The organism is Streptococcus dentiloxodontae, from assembly GCF_053206925.1.
This window is the reverse complement of the sequence record NZ_JBRUHR010000002.1, coordinates 230980-254331: the sequence shown is the minus strand read 5'-3', so window position 1 is coordinate 254331 and position 23352 is coordinate 230980. Positions and strand designations below refer to the sequence as shown.

Sequence of the window (23352 nt, the reverse complement as noted above, 5' to 3'; positions counted from 1 at the left end):
TATTTTTGATTTTCTTTGAGTATGAAAATGGGATGTTAACACAAAAAAACACATGACAGTTCATTTTGCAATGAATAGCATGTGTTTTTGCTTTCTCAAACTTTTTTGAGTTCAGTATTTCTGTCAAAAGTTAGTTGAATTACCATCTATAAGGAATTTACGATTAAAAGTTCTCAACCAGCATATGCTGAAGTGGCTTTTTACTAATGAGTAGAACAAGCTCCTTTTCTTCTAAAGATTGGATAGCTTCTGTGATGATTTTCTTAGAAAAAGAATGGCTGGATTGCTTGGCTAGACGGATGATGTCACGGTCTTCAATACCATCTTGATTGTCATCAATAAATAATTTGGACTGAACAAGTAGGTAGAGGACATATTTTTCAGCCTCTGACAAGTGCTCGTTTTGCTCTAAGCGTGAGGTATAGTCAGTAAAGAGTTGATGTTTTTCATTTAAAGTATGGATAATATCTTCTTGACCATCTGCTAGGAAAGTCAATAAGGTCTTCAGAAAGAAGGTACCATCTGCTCTGTTTAAATAGTTCCCAGTTATTTGAAAGGCTTTATAATATTGAGCTTTTTGCTCATTTATTTTTTGAGAAATGACAAGGCCAGAAAATTTATCCAAACGTCTGGAAAGATATTTAGCTAAAATATAGCGTCCTGTCCTTCCATTTCCATCATAAAAAGGATGACTATTTTCAAAGAAATAGTGAGCCAAGCAAGCTTTTATGAGGAAGGGAATGTTTTTAGTATTGATGAAGTCAATCCAACTTTCCAGCATTTGCGCAATTTGCTCCTCTTTATGAGGTGGAATATGGGTAATCTTTCCCGTTTTCTCATCTTGGATAAACACACCATCATCTCTGAATAATGTGCCGTCTAACTTGTCATTATCCGCAATCTCTCCCTCTGTTAGTTGTTCATAGATATCATGGATATCTTGAAGCTTGTGGATGTGAAGGAAATCATCCTTCAAAATATTTTGATACATACGCAAGGTTGAAAGATGCTTGGGCAATTGCTTATGAAGACCGACTCGATATTTTGAAGCTTCAATCAATTCTTTGCGAGTGGTATGGATACCTTCAATCTCATTCGTTGAAATGATAGATTTATAAAGTTGCTCTTGATAAAATTGGTCATGAGCGATTCTTGGAAGCGATTGTGCTAGTTCTAAAATCTCTCTGGATTGGTCGTTAATCCGCTGAGAAAGCTCTTGAATGTCAAGCAGTAGGGTGACAAATAGAGGATAGTTTTGGCTGGCGAAAGTTTCTTTTTTCATCAACCTAGGATAGAGATTTGTTTTGAGACAAGAATAGCCGTTTATCCGATTGGTATATTCCCTTTCGTAAAGCTCTCTGTTGCTGTAATAGATTTTTTTCAATTCCTTGTAATCGTACATAAATAACTCCAAAAAGTGATATTTTGACTATTATAGCACAAAAGTCAAACTTCTAAACGCAAAAAACGCAAAAATTTGCAAATAGACTTGCAAAATCAAGTAGCTAAATGCAAAAAATGTCAAAATTTGCATTTATTCTGCTGATTCAAAAATGATGTTATGCAAGGCTAGGTCTTCTTATGCTATAATGAAAAGTAATAGAAAACAAAAGAAAATGAGAGAAATCCTATGACCACAACAGGCATTATCGCCGAATTTAATCCCTTTCATAATGGGCATAAGTATCTTTTGAATCAAGCTGACGGTCTCAAAATTGTGGCGATGTCTGGCAATTTTGTGCAGCGTGGCGAGCCCGCTATCATTGATAAGTGGACGCGGGCGCAGATGGCGCTTGAAAATGGCGCCGATCTCGTTGTTGAGCTGCCCTTTCTGACCAGTGTTCAGTCCGCTGACTATTTTGCCAGCGGAGCAGTGGATATTTTAACCAAACTCGGCATTGACACCCTTGCCTTTGGAACGGAAGAACTTCTTGATTATCAGCACTTATCAGCCATTTATGGGGAAAAAGCAGAGCAGATGAGCACATTTCTCACGACGCTGCCTGAGGAGCTCAGCTATCCCCAAAAAACTCAGCTTATGTGGGAAACTTTTGCAGGCGTTCAGTTTACAGGTGACAGTCCTAATCATATCTTGGGACTTGCCTACGCTAAGGCTTGCGCGGGGAAAAATATACAACTACAGCCTATCCAGCGACAAGGCGCCGCTTATCATTCAGCTGAAAAAGAGGTGGTTTATGCTTCTGCAACCAGTCTGCGTCACCATAGACAAGATAAGGCTTTTGTGGCTAAGAGTATGCCTGATGCTGCTCTGTTTCAAGCGAGTCCGCAAGTCACTTGGGATGACTATTTTCAGCTTCTGAAATACCAGATTGTGACCCAGCCAGACCTAACACAAATCTTTCAGGTCAATGAAGAATTGGCCATCCGCATCCAAAAAGCGATTCGCCAGACAAAAACCATTGACCAATTAGTAGGAGCTGTCGCTACCAAACGTTATACAAAAGCGCGCATCCGCCGCATTTTGACCTACATTTTAGTCAATGCGCGTGAGACCAGCCTACCGCAGGGCATTCATATCCTTGGCTTCACCACTGCTGGCCGCAAACACCTAGCTAACATCAAAGACAAAGTTCAAATCATCTCCCGAATCGGCTCTAGCCCATGGGACACATTGACCCAGCAAGCCGACCAAGTTTACCAACTCGGAAATCCGAAAATTACCGAGCAGACATGGGGACGGGTGCCGGTGAATATCAAAAATGAGCTTCAGTAGAAACTACTGAGCTTTATTTTTTTGCATTCAACTACAAAAAAAACGGAAAAAACAAAAGTTTTTGTAGTTGAGTGCGAAAAGTTGGACAGGAAATTATTAAAAGAATTTAGTTCTGTATTGGACAGGACTGAGTCCTTTAGGTTTCGTTTTGATACATTTGTTGTAGTAAAAATATAATCTTTAATATTGTTTAAGCGACTTGAGGGTCTTCTCATAACCATAAAACATCTCAAGCTTGAGTAGGTTAAAGAAGGGTTCTAGAATGGCAAATTCGTTTTGGTCTTTATGACGGATTTTTGACCAAGAACAAACGGTAGAGTATAGTACATTTCATTTTACAGATACAGCTAACGCTTTAGCAGAGCTTCTCCAGATTAAAACAAATGAAGAGTGTTGTCGAAAAAGCTTCAGGTGGAATTAGAAGGAATACCTGTTAATATTGAAGTGTTTATGGTTGGGAAACTATCGTAGTTTGAAATATATTATTGCATTATTTTGGTGTTTTGAGTTAAATGTGGTATACTTTTACTGTAAAAGGAGTTAGATGCCTAAATGTTAAAAACGCAAGAAATAGCCACAAAATACAATATTACTAGACAGACATTAAATAACTGGATCCGACAAGGAAAAATTTCTCGTCCTCAAAAAAATCATCGTTCAGCTTATGTTTGGAGTGAGGAAAATGAGAAAGAAATTATCTCTCTGATTTCCGAAGAGACTTCAGCTTTTTATATTGCCAAAAAACAAGAGAGACTTCAAATAGGGAACAGGCGCTATCTCGGTAGTAAACAAAAAATGTTAGATTTTATCAATACCGTGGTAGCTGAAAACTTACCAGATATAGAAAGTGTTGCAGATGTTTTTGGAGGAACTGGAGTTGTAGCTGACTTGTTTCGAAAACAAGGTAAAAAAGTTATTGTAAATGATATTCTTTATAGTAATTTTGTTTCTTTTCAAGCGTGGTTCTCAAATGAGAGCGTAGATATTGATAAAGTTTCTTATATTATTGATGAATTAAATAGTCTAAAGCCTAAGAAAGGATATGTTTATCAAAATTTCGGTAATGCCTACTTCTCAAATGAAAATTCAAAAAAAATAGATGCTATCCGTGAAAAAATAGAAACTTATAATTCTTTAAATAAGCGAGAATATTATATGATATTGACTAGCTTACTTTATGCTATGGATAAAGTCGCAAATACAGTTGGTCATTATGATGCTTTTAGACAAAAAATGGATTCTCATAATTCAATATTTTTGAAAGTCCCTGAGTATAATGAAAATACCAATAATGAAATTTACAATAAGGATGCTAATAAACTTGTTAAAGAAATCTATGCAGATTTGGTTTACATTGATACTCCATATAATTCTAGAGGCTATGAAAATGCTTATCATGTTTTAGAAAATATTGCTGAATGGAAAAAGCCTGAAGTTGAAGGAGTCGCTAAAAAAGCAATTAATCGCTCCGATAAAGGATCTGATTATACAAAGAGCAAAGCACCACAGGCTTTTGATGATTTAATTCAAAATATAAAAGCTAAATATATTTTGGTCAGCTATAATAACATGAATAAAAAAGGGAACTCGCGTTCAAATGCTAAAATTTCTAATGAGGAAATAATTCATAGCCTTGAGAAGCGAGGTCAAGTTTTTATATTTGAAACAGATTTTACACCATTTACCACAGGTAAATCGAAAATTACCGACCATAAAGAACTCTTATATCTATGTGTAATAAATCATTCTCTCCAAAAAAGAAAAACAAAACTAATCAAAAGTGCATTGAATTACACCGGTGGAAAATATAAACTTTTACCTCAATTACTTCCATTATTCCCTAAAAAATATGATAAATTTGTGGATTTATTTGCGGGTGGAGCGACGGTTGCCTTAAGTACTGCTAATTTAAATGATGATAGAACAAAAAAATACATTATTAATGATCTTGATCCTGAAGTCATAAATTTTTATAAATATTTATCCAATCAAAAAGATATTGATAAGTTTTTAGCTAAAGTTAAAGCAGCTATAAAACACTATGGTTTATCCAATACACAAAAATATGGTTATGCTTATTATGGGGTGGATAGTTCATCTGGTTTAGGCTCTCATAATAGATACAAATTTTTAAAATTAAGAGATGATTATAATCAGAAGAACTATAAAGCATTTGATAAGGAAATATTATTTTATCTACTCATTATTTTTGGATTTAATAATCAAATTCGTTTCAATAGTAAAGGTGAATACAATCTACCAGTTGGGAAAAGAGATTTTAATCGAAATATGCAGGGTAAGCTTGTTGCATTTCACGATGTCTTGACAGAGTATAACTTTACAATTAAAAATCAAGATTTCAGAAAAACTATTACTCAAGTTGAAACTGGGGACTTTGTCTACGCTGATCCTCCATACCGCATTACGACAGCAACCTATAATGAAAACGGTGGTTGGTCTCTAAAAGATGATTTGGACTTATTTGCTTATTTGGATAAGATCAACAATAAGGGTGCGTATTTTGCGTTGTCAAATGTTGTTGTTCATAATGGCAAAGAAAATAAAGAACTGATGGATTGGGCTTCTAAATACAATTTACACGTTCTGGATTATCATTACAATAATAGTAATTATCAGTCCAAAGCAAAAATGAGCAGTACTGTAGAAGTTTTAATTACAAATTATGAGTCGAAAGGGAAATAATGAGACTTAAAGAACAAACAAGTATTTTTAATATGGGTGATACTAGCATTCGTGTGAAAGAAGTAGTTCCGATTTATAAACAAGTTCTAAAAACACTGAATACTCATAACCTTTCTTATTCAGATTGGGATAATGTTAGTCAAGACAAATTTTATCGCTCTGTTTTAGCTGATTTTACTAAAATTGAAGAAGAGGAAGGGACTAGTCTTTTTGGTAATTTAAATCGAAAAGAAACAGAGGGGTTAGATAAGCGTGGCCGCACTCTGACAAATGCTTTGGTTAAGTTAGGTTTTATTGATGCTAATCGCAATTTATCTTCTGTGGGTATTAGGTATATTTCTAGTGATGATGTTAAGTTTGATAAACTTGAAAAACTTTTCGGTTTAACAACGGATAATATCACTTATTTGCGTCAGCTATTAAAATTTCGAGTTTATGATAGCCATTCTGATAAGTATTTTTACAATTTTCGTTTTGCACTTGTTTTCTTGAGTAAATATGACAAAGTGCCGATAAGTGATTTTTTGTGGATTTTAGAAAGCATTAAACCTTCATTTTCAAAAACTAAAATTGAAAAAATTATTGATAACTATGAACCTGTTTATAGAAGTACCAAGACTTTTGACCAATATCGTGATGAAGAATTTTCTGATTACATCCTGATTACAGACAGAGTGACTGAAGCCCACATCATGTTTGAGAATCGTGATTTTACAGATGAAAATTTTAAAAGGCTGTTCCCTAATCGTAAAAGTAGCAACAAAAGTCTAAAATATAAGCAATTTGTTTTAACTTTAATTGATTTTCTTGAACATAAAACTGAACAAAAATTAAAAACTCTTCTTGATATCTCAAAGTCTAATGATATCAAAAAAGCTTTCGGTGGTGGAAGGATGCTTTTTGATACAAAGAAGGGGAATTCTGTTCAAGAATTTTTAAATAGAAATAATGAAAATCCATTATTGTCTGGGAAATATTTTGAAATCTATCTTGTTTTTGCCTGGTCAAAACATAATGATCTAATCCGAGAATATAGTGATATGTGCAGGCGTATCTTCTCCTTGTCTGGTGTTATTAGTTTTAGCCAAGGAATTGCTTCTCTTGGTCAGCCTTGGCTTTTGCCTAAAATCATTGAAACTTTAGGAAGCAGCTTCATTTTATCTGGTGAAGAAAGTTATGCAGACTATGAAAATAATTTAAGTAGTCCATTTTATCAAGATAATTCCTTGATGACTATTTTAGACATTTCAGACAGTCAAGCCGAAGAAATTGAAAAATCTATTGCAAAGGAATTTGGTATTTCAAATGTTGCTAATATTCAAGAATTCATTGCAGATAAACAAGAGGAAGAATTTAGAGTATTTATTGAGCGTGAGTTTACTACTTCAAAAGTCATTACTATTTTAGAAGCAATCTCACAAAGGAATGACAAAAAGGTTCAGGAACTTGTGACTGATAATGCTTTAGTTCCTACTATCTTTGAATATATTCTAGCTATTGCTTGGTATCATATTTCAAATAAGCAGTTTGCCTTAAGAAAATCAATGCAGCTGACATTTTCAGCTGATAATCTCCCCTTATCACATGCTGGTGGGAACAAGGGGGATATTGAAATTGAGTATCCCGACAAGATGTTGTTGCTCGAAGCAACTTTAATGGATAAATCTACGCAAAAGCGCGGAGAACTAGAGCCTGTCATTAGGCATTCTGTAAATCTGGCACTATCCACAGAAAAACCTCTTCAAACTATTTTTGTAGCAAATGAAGTTGATAATAACGTTGTTAATATTTTTAGAGCGACTTCTTTTGTTCAGCTTGATGGAACTTTAACTACTGGCAGTGTTGACGGTTTAAATATTTTTGCTTTGACTATCCCAGAAATTATCTCCATTTTAGAACAAAATATTAAAGAAAAACAGTTATTTGATATAATCAAATCTCACTATAATCTGCAGCCTCATAAAGTTATGAATGGTTGGAGAGAGACGATAGTGGAGGAAATTTTTTATGTTAAATCCAATTAGGAGAATTCTAGAAACGTATCTAAAATTTGATCAGATCAACTTTAGTGATTTCATGGAAGTTTTAATGAAATTAAAAAATATTCAATATGAGCTCTTATTCATATAGATGATATTGATGATTTTAAAACAAACACAAATAGTAAGATTTTTGAAGAAATTATGAATATGATGATACATATATTAAAGAAAATGGTTGAGAAAATTACTTTATAATCAATTGGAGTAAGGAGAATGTGGATGGCAGCAGGCAATAAAGAACTAAAATGTTATTTTTATCAACTTAATACTGATGTGGAAATTGAACAAAAAGTGAATAATTATTTTTCTAGAATAACAAACGATGATACTATTTCTACGGAATCAATTTCTGGATTTGATTATTATATAACTCATGATATTAAAAAGAGGTCAGAATATGTTTTATTTACAATAGCAAAGGTTAATACTCATGAAGAAATTAAGCTTGACGATATTGAAAAACAAAATCGCGAAATTGTTGATAAGGAAGAGACGCAAGGATTAGCAACTGATGCTCAGTTTTTATACAATTTTAATTCTGGGATATTATTGCAAAAGAGAGGACAAGGGCAAATAAGTATCAAGGATTTTCAGGTTTTTATATCCAAAAAGCTAAATATAAACAGTGATTTAATACGGTTCAATTTAATAAAAGATAAAGAAGGACTTAAAAAACTTGATCGCCTAAATCAGGTGCATGATTTTGTATTTAACGTATCAGTTCCAAAACAACTCAATTTATTTGCGGATGAGGTGAAGGATATGAATTCAGGAATTGAACTTGCTAAACAACTTTCTGGAGATAGTATAGAAATAAAAGTTCATGGTGAAAGACTTGATAAAAGGAAAATATTAGATAATATCAAATTACTAAATGCTTATCGAGATAAGCAAGATATGAAATTTAGTTCTATGTCTATTTATGGAGATAGTGAGATAATTGACTTAGTAAAACATAAGTTGGTTTACTACAAAAAATTTCATATTAAAGAATTGACAACAGTTGATATATATAGCTTTTTAGAAGAAGCGTATACAAATAAAAGAAGCGACTTAAGATATTATGAAGAGGAAAGTTAATTGTTTAAAAATTTTTACATGGTTGTTGCTATTGGTGATAATTTTTTTGTTTTACAAGAACAAGATCTACATTAAGGATATACCTAATTACTACAATGTACTAAGTTCTGTACAAGATTTTTTTATATTCATTTCAAGCGTATTATTGACTTTGTTTGGGATAAATTCTATTTTTCCTGAAAATCGATTTATAAAAAATCTTAAAAATTTAAATGTTGATTTATTTTTGATAAACAACTTACTTACATTAGCTTTAAAGAGTATAGTTATAACATTTTTACCCACTATTTTGATATTATTTAGCGAAACTGACCAGTCAGATCTTGGTAGGATCATTATTATTTTATTTGTTTCAGTTGTTTTATTATTTTTTTCAGAGTTAATAGAATTAGCTTTACAATTGAAAAAAATGACTAATGCGTTAATTTTTTCTGAAAAAGAATCACGGAAAAGTTAGTTAAGGCTCTAAGTATCCTTCCGCTAATCGCCAAATATTATTCCGTTAGTTCATCTATTATTCCGAACTGTGGTATAATAAGTGGAGAAAGTGAGGAATGGCTATGTACATGACAGTGAAGCAAGCGGCTGAGTTGTGGGGTATTTCTAATCGTCGTGTCCGAATGTTGTGCAGTCAAGGCAAGATTTTAGGTGCTGTTCAAGAGGGACGATTGTGGAGGATTCCAGTTGATGCCAAAAAGCCAGCAGATGGTCGCTATAAAAAAGCAGAGAGTTTGCTTCCTTTGATTGATAAAAAAATGACAAAGCTGTCCACCTTGCGTCCTTTGACAAGTGGAGAGGTGGAGCGACTTAACGAAGAGTTTATGGTTGAATATACTTACAATTCCAATGCTATTGAAGGCAATACCCTAACTCTGCGTGAGACAGACATGGTTTTACGTGGCTTGACTATTGATAAAAAGCCCTTAAAAGACCATTTGGAAGTAATTGGTCACAGAGAAGCTTTTCAATATGTCCAAACCCTAGTTTCTGAGCATAAACCTTTGACGGAAGAAGTCATTAAAGACATTCATTATCTGGTTTTGTCAGATAAAAAAGAGGATAGAGGGATCTATCGAAAAGTTCCTGTTCGTATCATGGGAGCTGCCAATGAACCTGCACAACCGTATATGATTCGTCCTATGATAGAGCAGCTTTTAGAAGAATATGCTAGCAGTCAGGAAAATATGGTAACGAAGTTAGCACGTTTTCATATTGCTTTTGAAAGTATTCATCCTTTTATTGATGGCAATGGTCGGACGGGTCGACTTTTAGTAAATTTGGAATTGATGAAAACAGGTTATCCGCCAATTGATATTAAATTTACAGATAGATTGGCCTACTATCAAGCTTTTGATGAGTTCCACTCAAAAGGAAGTTTGTCAACAATGGAAAATCTTTTTGCCAAGTATATCAACGAAAGATTGGACATGTATTTGAACATTTTATCTCTTTCCCCTCCTCGGCTTGAAGAATAATCTACAATCTGAAATAATTCTTCTTGTCTAAAGTTATACTCAAAGAGTATTAATTCGTCATTAAAGTATCTCAATCTGTACTTTGCAGTCCTGCAAAAGTTAGATTGGGCTGCTTTTTTTCTTTTTTATCCGTCCAAAACTTAGATTGAGCAACCTTTTATGATTTTGAAGTCCTTAAAGAGACATTCATGTTGCTCGATCTAAGTTTTTTACAGAAAAAAATAAAAAATAGGTAACTTTTATAAATTTTTGAATTCTTTTTACGAATAGTAAAAGTGAGAAGAAAAGATAATTCTTTTCATCATCATATTTTTGTTTAAAAGGGAGAGTATCATGACTCAAAACCACTCACTTACAGCTTTAAATATCTCACGTTTGCATCCTGTGGAATTAACACAGTTTGTGCACCGTTTTTTCACCGATATGGCGGATAAAGGACAAAACTGGGCTGATGATAGCGATATTGAAAATCAAGTAGCAGTTGTGAAGGAATCTTTGGCAAATCTTGAAGAAGCCATCAAGCTTGATCAGAAAAATAGCGGGACAAAGCCTTTTACACAAGCCTTGAAAGCTGCTGATAGGGAAAGGGACAGTGCTTTTATTGCTCTGCGCAGGCTATTAAAAGTTTATGAATTTAATCAGCAGCCAAAAGAGCAAAAGGCCTATCAGGAGCTCAATGCTTTGTTCTCACAATATAAAGATATTAATACGGCAAATTACGAGAAAGCTAGCGCTCAGACAAATTACCTCATCAGCAAGCTGAGCAAGGAGCCCTATGCAGAGCTTGCGGCTTCGTTGAATATGACTCCTTTCATTGAGGATTTAAAAATAAAACAGCAAGGGTTTGAAGCTGTTTTTGCTCAAAAATCGCAGAGCAGCATGGTTACGGTTAAAACCGATACGCTGACTAGCTTTTCTCAGAAACTACAAAGCGATTATAAGGATTTGGCCAATTATATTCTGCTCAAAACTCGTCTCAGAAAGACAGAAGACTACCAAAATATCCTTATGATTTTAAATAACAGCCGGAAATACTATCGGGATATGCTGGCACGCCGTGGCAGCCGTAAAAAAGAAGCAGTGCTTGCATCTGAATCAACTGATGCAGTGTAGATATGTTTTATTTTTAAAACTGTTGTCATTATAGTAACTCACCTTACAGCCCCCCAATTGCGGTGGGCTTTTATGATATAATGAATTTGTTATTCTCAAAGAAAATCAAAAACATACTAGGCAACGTCTTAAGTAAATTCGCTGACGCTGAATTTGCTACGCCATGTCCTATAAGGACCTTGGCTAAAAAACCTTACTAGCTCGCCTACCGAAGCATTATCGGCTTCTCCGGCTCACGTCACAAACGTCTTAAGAAAATCCGCTAATGCTGGATTTTCTACGCCAAGCTCTATGGAGCTGGCTAAAGACCTTACTAGTTCGTTGGTGAATAATATCGATTTCACCTCCTCGCGTCGCGACGAGCCGCAGGTAGCTCAAAAGGTCCGGGAGAGCTTTTGAGGTTATGGCAATAAGGAAAGCTGGCCTTTCCTCAAAAAGTACGGCAAGCTGAAGTTAACGACATATTATTTTGATTTTCAAAGAGTATTAAAGTTTTGAAAGTGAAAGGGAACTATGCCTACTAAGGATTATAAATATATAGCAGAGGTGGCGACTTTAGCTGGTATTATTATGTTGGAATCCAATGCCGAGTGCTATCGTGTTGAAAATACGGTTTCGCGTATCTTAGAAACTAGTCAGCTGCCGACTGCTGAAGCCTTTGCTAATACAACGGGACTTTTTATTACTCTGGATGGTTCTGATTTGCCTCAGCCCATTAGTTTGGTTAAGCGTATTAAGGAGCGTTCAACGCATTTATCGAGGATTCATAAGGTTAACCAGATTTCTCGTGACTTGACAGCGGGTTGTATTAGTATTGAGCAGGCGCATCAGCAATTGCTTGCTCTGACTGTTGATAAAAGGGATTATTCTTTGAAATGGCATCATTACTCACTCTTATTGCTGGTACTGTCTTTTACCATTTTATTGGGCGGGAATCTGATGGAGGTACTCTTATCATTTATTGCGGCGCTTTTGCTTTTGCTGTCCAATTATTTAAAAGATTGGCTCAAACTGAATGATTTTATTTTTGGGACAGTGGCGACTTTGATTGTGGCTACTATTATTCCGATACTGATTCATCTGATAGGAGATTCGGATATTTCCTTTGATAAGATTATTATTGCTGTCTTGATGCCGCTTTTTCCAGGAACGGCTTTTACCAATGGCTTTCGAGATTCTTTCAAGGGTGACTATGGTGCTGGTTTGGCAAAGATTTTGGAGGCACTTATGATTGCGGTCAGTCTTGGTGTGGGTGTCGCTTTTGGTCTCTTCTTATCGAAAGGAATAATGGTATGGGTTTAATTTTTCAAATTTTTGGCGCTTATCTGGCAACTGTGACATCAGGGATTATCTTGAAGATTCCCAAATACCTGCTTTATCAAACGGGTTTTATCGGTGCTCTGGGCTATGCGATTTATTTGCTATGTTTGCATTTACGTATGGAAAATGCAGTAGCGACTCTACTTGGCGGGATTATCATAGCCTTTTTCTCGCAGCTTGCTGCCAGAATCTTAAAAGCTCCTGTGACTGTTTTTTATATTCCTAGTTTTTTCCCGCTTGTACCGGGAGCTGGGGTATATAAAATTGCTTATTATTATATTCAAGGGAATGCTGCATTAGCTGGGCAAAATGTCATCGAATCTATTCTTGTATCAGGCGCTATCGCCTTATCCATTTTCCTAGTGGATTCTTGTTTGGAAATGACTCAGCATTTAAAATCTTAAAAAAATGGATTCTTCACTTGAAAAAAATGGTATACTAACTAATGTTGTCTTTTAAAAAGAAAAAGGGGGTCGAAAATGACACTTCAAACCGTTCTTGCTTCTTTAGAAGAAATTAAAGATTGGCAGGAAGAAACTTATAAACACCTGCATACTCATCCAGAGCTGTCCATGCAGGAGCATGAGACTTGTGCATTTATTGAGAAAACTTTGGCATCTTATGGTTATGAGACGCAGGCTATCGGAGGCGGTATCGTTGGTGTTTTAAAAAATGGAGAGGGTCCAACTGTTCTCTTTCGTGCGGATATTGATGCTCTTCCGGTTAAGGAGGAGACTGGGCTTCCCTATGCTTCTACGGTAGAAGCTGTGGATTCAGATGGTCAGACGGTACCTGTAATGCACGCTTGTGGACATGATCTTCATATCACAGCTGGTCTTGGTGCAGCCTGGGCACTTGCTCAGCATCAAGAAGAGTGGTCAGGAACCTATATTGCCCTCTTTCAGCCAGGTGAGGAAATCGCTGCGGGGGCTAAAGCCATGTTGGCAGCTGGCTTGGTGGATAAGATTCCGCATCCAGATGTTGCTCTAGCTCAGCATGTGTTGACAGAACCTGTGGCTGGTAAGGTGGGAGCTAAGTCAGGAGCCTTTTTATCCAGTGCAGCCTCTGTTAAGGTAGTCATTCATGGCAAGGGCGCTCACGGCTCCATGCCTAATTTGAGTATTGATCCTATTGTTATTGGCTCTGCCATTGTTTCCAAGCTGCAAACGATTGTGGCGCGTGAAGTAGACCCCTTTCAATTTGCGGTGGTAACAGTGGGCTCTTTTCAAGCGGGTCTCAAGGCTAATATTATTCCTAGCGAAGCCACGTTGCTTTTAAATATCAGAGCCTATGACGAAAAGGTCAAACAGGATTTGTTGGCAGCTATTGAACGCATTGTTCTGGGAGAATGTCAGGCGGGCGGATGTCTGGAAAAGCCAGATATTGAGGTCTTTGACAGTTATCCATTGACGGATAATGATGTTCAGGTGACGCAAAAAGTAAGAGCTGCTTTTGAAGCTTATCTAGGAAAAGACAGGGTAGTAACCTATCAGCCAATGACGGCTTCGGAAGATTTTTCCTATATCGCGCAAGCTTTTGGCGTTCCTTATTTGTACTGGGGATTTGGTGGCTTTACGCAAGGGCAGGAGACTTATCCTAATCACAGTCCGCGTTTTGCGCCAGCCATTCAGCCAACCTTAACGACAGGAACTCAGGCAGCCTTAATCGCTGTTTGGGCTTATTTGGGAAACTAATACTCTTTGAAAATCAAAACTATACGTCGTTGACTTCAGCTTGCTGTACTTTTTGAGGAAAGGCAAACTTTCCTTATTACCATAACCTCAAGAGCTCCTCCGGATCTTTTGAGCTACCTGTGGCTCGTCGCGACGCGAGGAGGTGAAATCGATATTATTTCACCAACGAGCTAGTAAGGTCTTTAGCCAGCTCCATAGAGCTTGGCGTAGAAAATCCAACATTAGCGGATTTTCTTAAGACGTTTGCGACGTGAGCCGGAGAAGCCGATAATGCTTCGGTAGGCGAGCTAGTAAGGTTTTTTAGCCAAGGTCCTTATAGGACATGGCGTAGCAAATTCAGCGTCAGCGAATTTTCTTAAGACGTTGCCTAGTCTATTTTTAATTTTCTTTGAGTATAACTATTTTATACTAATTTTACAGAGGAGACTTAACTGTCATGAATCGTCAAACGGAAAATTTTGAAGGGAATAACAAACTATTATTTGGGCTTGTCTTAGCCGTTTTATCTTTTTGGCTATTTGCCCAATCTATCTTAAATCTAACACCGATTATCTTAAAATCGGTAGACATTAGCCAAAGTGCTCTTTCTATCGGGGTATCGATCACCTCGCTTTTTTCGGGCTTATTTATCGTTTTAGCCGGCGGCTTGGCTGATAAGATTGGCCGTGTCAGGTTCACTTATATCGGCTTGGGGCTTAATATTGTCGGTTCTCTATGCTTGGTTTTAGCAGCTAATGCGCCGCTTTTTATCTTTGGTCGTATCTGTCAGGGGTTAGCAGCAGCCTGCATTATGCCTTCAACCTTATCGCTTGTTAAAGCTTATTATGACGGACCTAACCGTCAAAGAGCCGTCAGTTATTGGTCCATGGGAACCTGGGGCGGAACAGGTCTTGCTTCCTTCTTTGGCGGAGCTGTGGCTGGTACTTTGGGTTGGCGTTATGTTTTTATCTTTTCTATTCTTGCTTCCTTGCTTAGTTTTGCCTTGATTTGGGGGACACCAGAAAGTAAGGTTCAAACCAGCGGTCGTTTTGACTTCGTCGGTTTGATTATTTTTATCATTAGCATGCTGTCTTTAAATATCGGTCTGTCAAGTGCACAAGGAAAAGGTCTTCTTCATCCTCAGACCGTGGGCTTATTTGCCCTTATGATTATCGGTTTTATCCTGTTCTATTTTGTGGAAATCCGCAAGGAAACAAGCTTTATTGACTTTAGCCTCTTTCGTAATAAATATTACTTGGGAGCAGCCCTGTCTAACTTTTTATTAAACAGTGTGGCTGGAACCTTGATTGTTATCAATACTTATATGCAGCAGGGACGCGGTCTGTCGTCTTCGTTTGCAGGAACCATGTCGCTGGGCTATCTTGCTTGTGTGTTAATCACCATCCGTATTGGTGAAAAACTTTTGCAGCACTTTGGCGCCCGTAAGCCAATGCTTTGGGGTCCAAGCTGTACGATGGTAGGCATAATCTTAATGGCCTTAGTTGGTGTGCAGGGTTCAGCCTATTTAGTCTTAGTTTTTATTGGCTATGCTATTTTTGGTATTGGTTTGGGAATTTATGCGACGCCATCAACCGACACGGCTATTTCAAGAATTGAAGAATCCAAGGTGGGAACAGCATCAGGGATTTACAAAATGGCCAGCTCCCTTGGTAATTCCATCGGTGTTGCCATTTCCTTGGCGGTGTTTAATACGGTTTCTGCTGGAGGGAATTTTGATAAGGCTGCGGTGTTTGGCCTTTTGACTAATATCTTCTTTGGCTGCCTGTCTATCCTGTCAATTATCTTTATTATCCCTAAGGCTAAGAAGTAAGGCTATTAAAAAAGCATTAGATAGTTTAATAATCTAGTGCTTTTTTACTCTGCAAAAAATAAATAAATTTCCCCTTGACTCTTACGTAGCGTCATGGTCTATACTTTAATGATGAGAGGAGTTATTCGTTATGAAAACCGTTAAGGAAATGAGTCAGCTTTCAGGAATCAGTGTGCGCACGCTTCATTATTATGATGAAATAAATTTACTGACACCTAGTTTTGTCGATGATAATGGCTACCGCTATTATGATGGTGAAGCTTTTGAGAAGCTGCAAGAGATCTTACTCTTTCGTGAATTGGAATTTCCTCTCAAAGATATTAAAAAAATTGTAGGGAATGCTGCTTATGACAAAGATGCCGCTTTGAAGGATCAGATTAAGCTTTTAGAGCTGAAAAAAGCGCATTTAGAAAAGGTTATCCAGCATGCTAAATCCTTACAGAAGAAAGGCAATGATTATATGGATTTTAAAGCATTTGACAAAGCGGAGCTGGAAGCTTTTGAGGCTGAGGCTAAGAAAAAATGGGGAAATACAGCAGCCTATCAGGAATTTGCTGCTAGGACAAGTCAACAAGATTTTGCTCAAATAAGTTCTAAAATGTCTGAAATAATGAGCGCTTTTGGTCAATTAAAAGATTTATCGGCTGATGACTCTAAAGTTCAGCAGCAGGTAGAAGTTTTAAAAGATTATATTAGTCAGAACTTCTATGATTGCACTAAAGAAGTTTTAGCTGGTTTGGGACAAATGTATGCTGCAGATAACCGCTTTAGTCAGTTTATTGATCAGTCGGGCGGTCAGGGGACAGCTAATTTTGTTGCACAAGCGATAGCCGTTTATTGTCAGCGATAATAAAAAGAGACTGGATTTTTGTACTGACCCCAAAAAGTTAGATTTTCTCTGTCTAACTTCTGGGGCACGGTTCAAATCCAACCTCACCAATTAGAGTTCGTTTTAACATCCTAGCACAGGGGGTGGGAAGACGAACTCTTTTGTTATTTGTTGAGTTTTTCCTGCTCCCTTTTTGTGAGTTTTAATGATTTAATGTTCTGTTTTATCTTTGACGGTCTTTAATAAGATACAAAATTGAACAATAGCTAGAATCAGCAGAAGTAAAAAGGCATTGCGTGATCCTATGGCGGTAGCGGTTGAGTAGCTGCCTTTATAACTAGCTTGACTCAGGGCGACTATAAGGGAAGCAATTGTTGTTCCGACCGCACCGGCAAATTGCTGCAAGGTATTAAAGATGGCATTGGCGTCAGCACGGTGATTTCGGTCCAACTGTTTTTGGCCATTTGTCATGATATTGCCAAAAGAAGTCCCCATTCCCAGCATATAAATAAGATAGAAAAGACAAAGCAAGGTATTGGTAAGCTGCAGTCCGAAGAACCAATAAAGGGCAGTCGCTAAGATAATTAAGCCAGCTCCAATAATAATAGGTTTTCTGGCACCAAACATATCTAAAAGAGTTCCGCCAAATGGAGCAAATAAAGCACCAAGCAAAGCGCCTGGGAAAACGAGAATACCTGCAAGAGTTGCTGTTGAATGGTTAACAAGCTGAATGTAATTTGGCAAAAGAAAGGACAGTCCCAGAGAAATTAACTGAAGGATAAAAAACGGAATGACATGGCCGGTAAAATTAGCATGTTTTAAAATAGAAAGATTGATGATTGGCTGCTCAGCTTTAGCGGAACGCACAACCAGTATAAGTAAGCCTAATAGGCCTACTATCAGCCAGCCTATAACATTTAAGCTGAAAAAGGCATGCTCGGAAATGTTGTTTATTCCTAAAATTAAGCCAATAAATAAGAGGAGAACAGCGAAGACACTAATAATATCAAGTTTTTCACGTTTAATAAGGCTTTTTTGCTGGATAGTCTTAATACCTAAAAAGAGCGATAGAAGTAAAATCGGAACCAAAAGAACAAAAATATAACGCCAGCCCAAATGATTGGCAACTAGTCCGCCAAAAGTAGGCCCGATAGCGGGAGCGATAGCTGTGATTAGGGTTCCAATTCCCATCATAGTACCGATTTTTTGGATAGGAACCTGTTCCAAGATAATATTAAACATAAGCGGCAGAGCTATACCTACACCCAATCCTTGAATCACACGTCCGAACAATAAGATACCAAAACTTGGTGCAATAATATCAATAATAAGACCTAAAAGAAAGAGAAGATTTGCGCTGACAAAAAGCGACTTCATTTTGAAAGAACGCTTAAGATAGGCTGACAAAGGAACGACAGATGCCACAACTAAAAGATAGATTGTTGTCATCCATTGAACAGTTGCTGTTGTGATGCTAAATTCCTTCATCAATGTTGGAAAAGTAATATTCATAGCAGTCTCTACTACGACACCTGCAAAGGATAAAAGTCCCGAGGCTAAGATAGCTCCAAGAATATTTTTGGAAATTTTTTGACTGGTCATTGTTGGTGCTCCTTTGATTCGTTATTGAGATAAAAATTTAGGATAGCTTCAAAAGTTTGGAGGTCTTGTTTTGAAAAATGCTTCTGAAGAGATGCTTCGTTATCCTGAAAGTAAGATCGGCAGACGGCAACTAATTCCAACCCTTTAGTTGTTAAATGAACCGATTTTTGTCTGGCATCATTAGGTGAGATACGGCGGAAAATCAAGCCCTTTTTTTCCATTCCCTGCAAGAGAACTGTCGTTGTTGAACGTTGAATATTGAATTCTTTTTCAATATCACGCTGAAAATAAATAGGTAAGGTTTGACTGCCAATAAAATCAATGATGGACATTTGAGTGCCTGTCAGATGATATTGTTTGGCAAATTGGTCGAATTGCCACAGCATATGATTCGTTGCTTTTTTTAAAAGCCTGCCTGTATTTTTCATTCTTGCTCCAATTGTTTAATTTGCTAGTAAGCTAACGTTATTTAGTTTAAATCTATTATGATAAGATGTCAAGAACTATTTTTAAAAAAGGTCAAAAATAGTCAAATAAAATATTGACCTTTACTGACCAATGGTGTATAATGAACTTACAAGGTTAATAAAAAGCCTTGGCTGATGACTTCATCGTCTGCCATAGACTCTGAGGTTGTTAGGATAAATGAGATAGTTTATTCTATCAGAAAGCAGGTGACTATATGACTAGTCCTTATATTTTTGAAAGAAAGGTCAGTTTTAGTCAAGAAACTAACTTAACTGAACCGGATATTATTTATCGGCAAGAGCTGCCGATAAAAATTTTAGACCATTAGTCAGTAAAGGTCAGTTTGTTTTAAAGACCTATTCCTGCTAATTTTTTACTTGTTGCTGACTGGGAAATATTTAAATGATTTTTCAGCGTCAGCCATTGAATACAGAAAAAACGAGGTATAATTATGAACAACAATTTTAATGATTTCAACAATATGGACGATATTTTCAATCAATTAATGGGAAATATGGGTGGTTACCGTTCTGAGAACCGCCGCTATATGATTAATGGCCGTGAGGTCACTCCTGAAGAGTTTGCTGTTTACCGTCAGACAGGCCAGCTTCCTAAGGGTGAAGGAGCACAGCCTGTTTCTCAAAACCAAAGAGGAAAGGTCAAAGAAGACGGTATTCTGGCTAAGCTGGGAACCAATCTGACTGAGGAAGCACGTCAAGGCAAACTTGATCCTGTTATTGGGCGTAATAAGGAAATTCAAGAGACAGCAGAAATTTTGGCACGCCGAACCAAGAACAATCCTGTTCTTGTCGGAGATGCTGGGGTTGGTAAGACTGCTGTTGTTGAGGGCTTAGCACAAGCGATTGTAGCAGGTGATGTTCCTGCCAGCATTAAAAACAAAGAGCTTATCAGCATTGATATTTCTGGACTTGAGGCAGGAACGCAGTACCGCGGAGCCTTTGAAGAAAACATTCAAAAGCTTTTAGATGAGATCAAATCAGCAGGGAATATTATTCTCTTCTTTGATGAAATTCATCAGATTTTAGGTGCAGGTTCAACGGGTGGAGACTCTGGTTCTAAGGGGTTGGCTGATATTATTAAGCCTGCTCTCTCTCGCGGAGAGCTGACCTTGATTGGAGCATCAACTCAAGATGAATACCGCAATACCATTTTGAAAAATGCTGCGCTGGCTCGCCGTTTCAACGAAGTTAAAGTTAATGCTCCATCAGCAGAAGATACACTGGCTATCCTTAAAGGCATTCGTTCTCTTTATGAACAGCATCATAATGTGGTGTTACCTGATGAAGTTTTGAAAGCAGCTGTAGATTATTCTGTTCAATATATTCCGCAGCGCAGCTTGCCTGATAAGGCTATTGATTTGCTGGATATGACTTCCGCTCATTTGGCTGCACAGCATCCTGTGACTGATGTTAAGTCTATTGAAGCAGAGATTGCTACACAAAAGGATAGACAAGAAGCAGCAGTGGCGCGTGAAGACTATGAAGAAGCTCTTAATGCTAAGACGCGTATTGATGAATTGGAAAAACAGCTAGAGAACAACACGGAAGACAAAAAAGTTACAGCAACTATCAATGACATTGCAGAATCTGTGGAGCGCTTGACTGGTATTCCAGTAGCACAAATGGGTGCTTCAGACATTGAACGGTTAAAAGGCATGGCAACTCGTTTGGAAGGTAAAGTTATCGGTCAAAACCAAGCGGTTGAAGCGGTGGCGCGTGCTATTCGCCGCAATCGTGCAGGTTTTGATGAAGGGAACCGTCCAATCGGCTCTTTTCTCTTCGTCGGTCCAACTGGGGTTGGTAAGACAGAATTGGCTAAACAGCTAGCGCTGGATATGTTTGGAACTAAAGATGCTATTATTCGTTTAGATATGTCGGAATATAGCGATCGCACAGCCGTTTCCAAATTAATCGGTACAACCGCTGGCTATGTTGGTTATGATGACAATTCAAATACTTTGACGGAGCGCGTACGCCGTAATCCATACTCTATTATTCTCTTAGATGAAATTGAAAAAGCAGACTCGCAAGTTATCACACTTCTTCTGCAGGTCTTGGATGATGGTCGCTTAACTGACGGTCAAGGTAACACTGTTAATTTCAAAAATACGGTGATTATTGCAACATCTAATGCAGGCTTTGGCTACAGTTCTTCTGAAACTAATGATAAACAAGATATCATGGATCGTATTGCTCCTTATTTCCGTCCAGAATTTCTCAATCGCTTCAATGGCGTTATCGAATTCCACAGTCTGACTAAAGAAGACCTTCATGCCATTGTTCTTCTCATGTTAGAACAAGTTAATGATACTCTGGCTAAAAAGGGTATTGATCTTGCTGTATCAGATAATGTTATTGAACATTTGATTGAAGCAGGCTATGATGAAACAATGGGTGTTCGGCCTCTTCGTCGTGTTATTGAAAGTCAAATTCGTGACAAGGTAACTGATTTCTACCTTGATCATACTGATGTTAAACATCTTAAAGCTGACATGAAAAATGACAAAGTCTTTATCACGGCAGCCGACTAATATAAAAAGGCAATCGCTCCCCGATGGAGTGGCTGCCTTTTTATTTTCTTTTTATAAATGGAAGAATCATCCATTTTGTTTTTCTATTTTTTAGCTGTTGCTGTCAGTTGGAGGAGTTCCGTTGCCAGGAAAGGCTGGATGGTGTCCGTTTGGCAGAAGTGGAACAGTTTCTTTAGGGATGTGACGGCGAGTTTTTGGATGAGGTGTTGTTTCTTTTGTAGCTGTTACAGTTGCTGTACGGCCGTCAGATGTTGTAATCGTATAGGTCTTACCTGCTTTAATTTTTTTGCTTGAAAAAACAACACTGTCAAAAGCAACATCTGCTTTGGTTTCGGCAACCACACGTCCCTTTTCATCAGTAATGGTAATAGTATCACCAGCTAAACCTGAGGCAATTCCGATAATATAAGCCTGTTTAGTACCTGTTGAGAAGCCTTGCGCAAATCCCATGTGCCCAATTCCCCAAACAGTTCCGCCAGAGGCTAAGCCAGTGCCATCATAATCAATAGCTGAGCTATAATCCGTAACAGATTGAATTTTAAGACTGCCGCCAGTAATGGTTAAATCGCCGTTGGAGTCTAGACCATCATCATAGCCTGTCCCACTAACATTAGCACCAGAAATAACGATGGCTACCTTGTTTTTAATATCATTGGTGCTGTTAGTCAAGTGTGATAGATCAGCATCATCTTTTGTTGTCCATTCAGTTGCATTGATCATATCATCGTTGGCATTAATTGTGATATCACCCTTTTTCAGATTCACATAGCGGCCCTCAATTCCTTCAGAACCAGAAGTAATGGTTATTGAAGTTGAACCTTTTACAGTGACTTCATCATTAGCTGTGATTCCCTTACTTGTAGAGGTAATAGTTATGTTTGAATCCTTGATAGTGATGTCACCTGCGTTAACATCTGTATCGTCTTGTGCCTGAATACCATCATCAGTAGCAGAGATAGTAACATTTGACTCTTTGATAGTGACACTTGTCTTTGCATGAATGCCATCTTTATCTGTTGAAGATAAATCAAGAGTAACTTCGTCAGCTTCCAGACTGTTTGCCTTGATAGCATGTCCAGATGTCGTTGACACTTTCAAAGTGTTTCTCTTTTCACTTGAAATAAAGAGAGCTCCGCCTGTTTCAAGTGTAGTTGAAGATGATGAAATAGAACTATCTGCTAAGATTTTAATAGCCAAATTTTTTGAAGTGGTAATGTTAGATTCTGTTAAATTGACTGCTTTAAGTTTAAGCTTCACTTCGCCGGTTACATCATCAGCTACTGTAATATGATACCCATCGGCAGAACCAGACAGAGTATAAGTACCTGCTGATGTTAGTGTGATGTTTTTACCATCAACGTTGACGTGAGATGACGATGTGTTTACTCCTTGATCGTTGAATGTGATGTTTGATTTTTTATTATCTTCATCCTCGTCTTCATCGTCCTCATCCTCATCCTCATCTTCTTCATCCTCGTCATCTTCGTCTTCATCTTCATCATCATGATGTCTAACAGATGCGAATGTCGTTACGCTTTCAGTCTGAGTTGAGTCAGATTTAGATTCTTCATCAGAAGTCACATTATTAGCCTGATTATCAGTGTCATTGCTTGATGCTTCGCTGGCATTTTCAGAGCTATCTTCTGCTGAGGAAGTTTGAGGTGCAGTTTGATTGGTACTATCAACAGTTTGAGTGTCTGCCGTATCGGTATTGACTACAGCTGTTGAAGCAGTATTGTTTTCCGACTCAGAAACTTGATCTGCTGAAACGACTTGGCCGGCTCCTAGCAAAATAAAAGATCCTGCCAAAACGATTCCTGTCACCAATCCTTTAGATGACTTGCGTTTAACGTCGTGTCCTTTAGCTTTTGCGAAAATAGAGCGATTAAATAAATACTTTTTGTTCATTATGGTTCCTAATCCTCCTAAAA

The 23352-nt window shown here is 37.4% G+C and carries 16 protein-coding genes; 12 read left to right on the top strand and 4 right to left on the bottom strand.

Annotation, left to right across the window (positions count from 1 at the left end):
* Nucleotides 1–163: 163 nt before the first annotated feature.
* The gene (locus tag ACVRZ8_RS02670) at nucleotides 164–1402 is read right to left on the bottom strand and encodes a Fic family protein (RefSeq protein ID WP_447447785.1); all 1239 of its coding nucleotides are present in this window, start codon (nucleotides 1400–1402) and stop codon (nucleotides 164–166) included.
* 228 nt (nucleotides 1403–1630) lie between these two features.
* Between ACVRZ8_RS02670 and ACVRZ8_RS02665 the strand changes: the two genes are divergently transcribed.
* From ACVRZ8_RS02665 to ACVRZ8_RS02615, 11 genes are all read left to right on the top strand, one after another.
* Complete coding sequence (locus ACVRZ8_RS02665) at nucleotides 1631–2734, top strand: nucleotidyltransferase (RefSeq protein ID WP_447447784.1); 1104 nt, start codon at nucleotides 1631–1633, stop codon at nucleotides 2732–2734.
* A gap of 552 nt (nucleotides 2735–3286) precedes the next feature.
* Entirely contained in the window at nucleotides 3287–5437 is a 2151-nt protein-coding gene (locus tag ACVRZ8_RS02660) for a Dam family site-specific DNA-(adenine-N6)-methyltransferase (protein ID WP_447447783.1), read from the top strand.
* Complete coding sequence (locus ACVRZ8_RS02655; RefSeq protein ID WP_447447782.1) at nucleotides 5437–7461, top strand: AlwI family type II restriction endonuclease; 2025 nt, start codon at nucleotides 5437–5439, stop codon at nucleotides 7459–7461. Before ACVRZ8_RS02660 ends, ACVRZ8_RS02655 begins: the two co-directional genes overlap by 1 nt.
* A 237-nt stretch (nucleotides 7462–7698) precedes the next feature.
* Nucleotides 7699–8559: a hypothetical protein gene (locus tag ACVRZ8_RS02650; RefSeq protein ID WP_447447781.1), complete on the top strand. Its 861-nt coding sequence runs from the start codon at nucleotides 7699–7701 to the stop codon at nucleotides 8557–8559.
* A gap of 560 nt (nucleotides 8560–9119) precedes the next feature.
* A complete protein-coding gene (locus ACVRZ8_RS02645) occupies nucleotides 9120–10034 on the top strand; it encodes a Fic family protein (RefSeq protein WP_447447808.1) in 915 nt (304 codons plus the stop codon).
* Nucleotides 10035–10367: 333 nt separating this feature from the next.
* The gene (locus ACVRZ8_RS02640; protein ID WP_447447780.1) at nucleotides 10368–11147 is read left to right on the top strand and encodes a DUF6261 family protein; all 780 of its coding nucleotides are present in this window, start codon (nucleotides 10368–10370) and stop codon (nucleotides 11145–11147) included.
* 513 nt (nucleotides 11148–11660) lie between these two features.
* Nucleotides 11661–12449, top strand: coding sequence for a threonine/serine exporter family protein (locus tag ACVRZ8_RS02635; RefSeq protein ID WP_447447779.1), 789 nt, complete (start codon nucleotides 11661–11663; stop codon nucleotides 12447–12449).
* Nucleotides 12440–12871 (top strand): threonine/serine exporter family protein, encoded by a 432-nt coding sequence (locus ACVRZ8_RS02630; RefSeq protein WP_447447777.1) that lies wholly within the window; start codon nucleotides 12440–12442, stop codon nucleotides 12869–12871. The genes ACVRZ8_RS02635 and ACVRZ8_RS02630 overlap by 10 nt, the downstream gene beginning before the upstream one ends.
* 75 nt (nucleotides 12872–12946) lie before the next feature.
* Complete coding sequence (locus ACVRZ8_RS02625) at nucleotides 12947–14161, top strand: amidohydrolase (protein ID WP_447447776.1); 1215 nt, start codon at nucleotides 12947–12949, stop codon at nucleotides 14159–14161.
* 436 nt (nucleotides 14162–14597) lie between these two features.
* On the top strand, nucleotides 14598–15971 hold the full coding sequence (locus ACVRZ8_RS02620) for an MFS transporter (protein WP_447447775.1): 1374 nt from the start codon (nucleotides 14598–14600) through the stop codon (nucleotides 15969–15971).
* A 130-nt stretch (nucleotides 15972–16101) separates the two neighbouring features.
* Nucleotides 16102–16821 carry a MerR family transcriptional regulator gene (locus ACVRZ8_RS02615; protein WP_447447774.1) on the top strand — a complete coding sequence of 240 codons (720 nt, stop codon included), beginning with the start codon at nucleotides 16102–16104 and terminating at the stop codon, nucleotides 16819–16821.
* Nucleotides 16822–17010: 189 nt separating this feature from the next.
* Here the strand turns inward: ACVRZ8_RS02615 and ACVRZ8_RS02610 are convergent, their stop codons facing one another.
* Nucleotides 17011–18402, bottom strand: coding sequence for a DHA2 family efflux MFS transporter permease subunit (locus ACVRZ8_RS02610; protein WP_447447773.1), 1392 nt, complete (start codon nucleotides 18400–18402; stop codon nucleotides 17011–17013).
* A complete protein-coding gene (locus ACVRZ8_RS02605; RefSeq protein ID WP_447447772.1) occupies nucleotides 18399–18830 on the bottom strand; it encodes a MarR family winged helix-turn-helix transcriptional regulator in 432 nt (143 codons plus the stop codon). Before ACVRZ8_RS02605 ends, ACVRZ8_RS02610 begins: the two co-directional genes overlap by 4 nt.
* Nucleotides 18831–19321: 491 nt before the next feature.
* Here ACVRZ8_RS02605 and ACVRZ8_RS02600 point away from each other — a divergent pair, with 491 nt between their 5' ends.
* Nucleotides 19322–21421, top strand: coding sequence for an AAA family ATPase (locus ACVRZ8_RS02600; RefSeq protein ID WP_447447771.1), 2100 nt, complete (start codon nucleotides 19322–19324; stop codon nucleotides 21419–21421).
* A 90-nt stretch (nucleotides 21422–21511) separates the two neighbouring features.
* On the opposite strand, the gene ACVRZ8_RS02595 is transcribed toward ACVRZ8_RS02600, so the two are convergent.
* Nucleotides 21512–23329 (bottom strand): carbohydrate-binding domain-containing protein, encoded by a 1818-nt coding sequence (locus ACVRZ8_RS02595; RefSeq protein WP_447447770.1) that lies wholly within the window; start codon nucleotides 23327–23329, stop codon nucleotides 21512–21514.
* Between the last annotated feature and the right edge of the window lie 23 nt (nucleotides 23330–23352).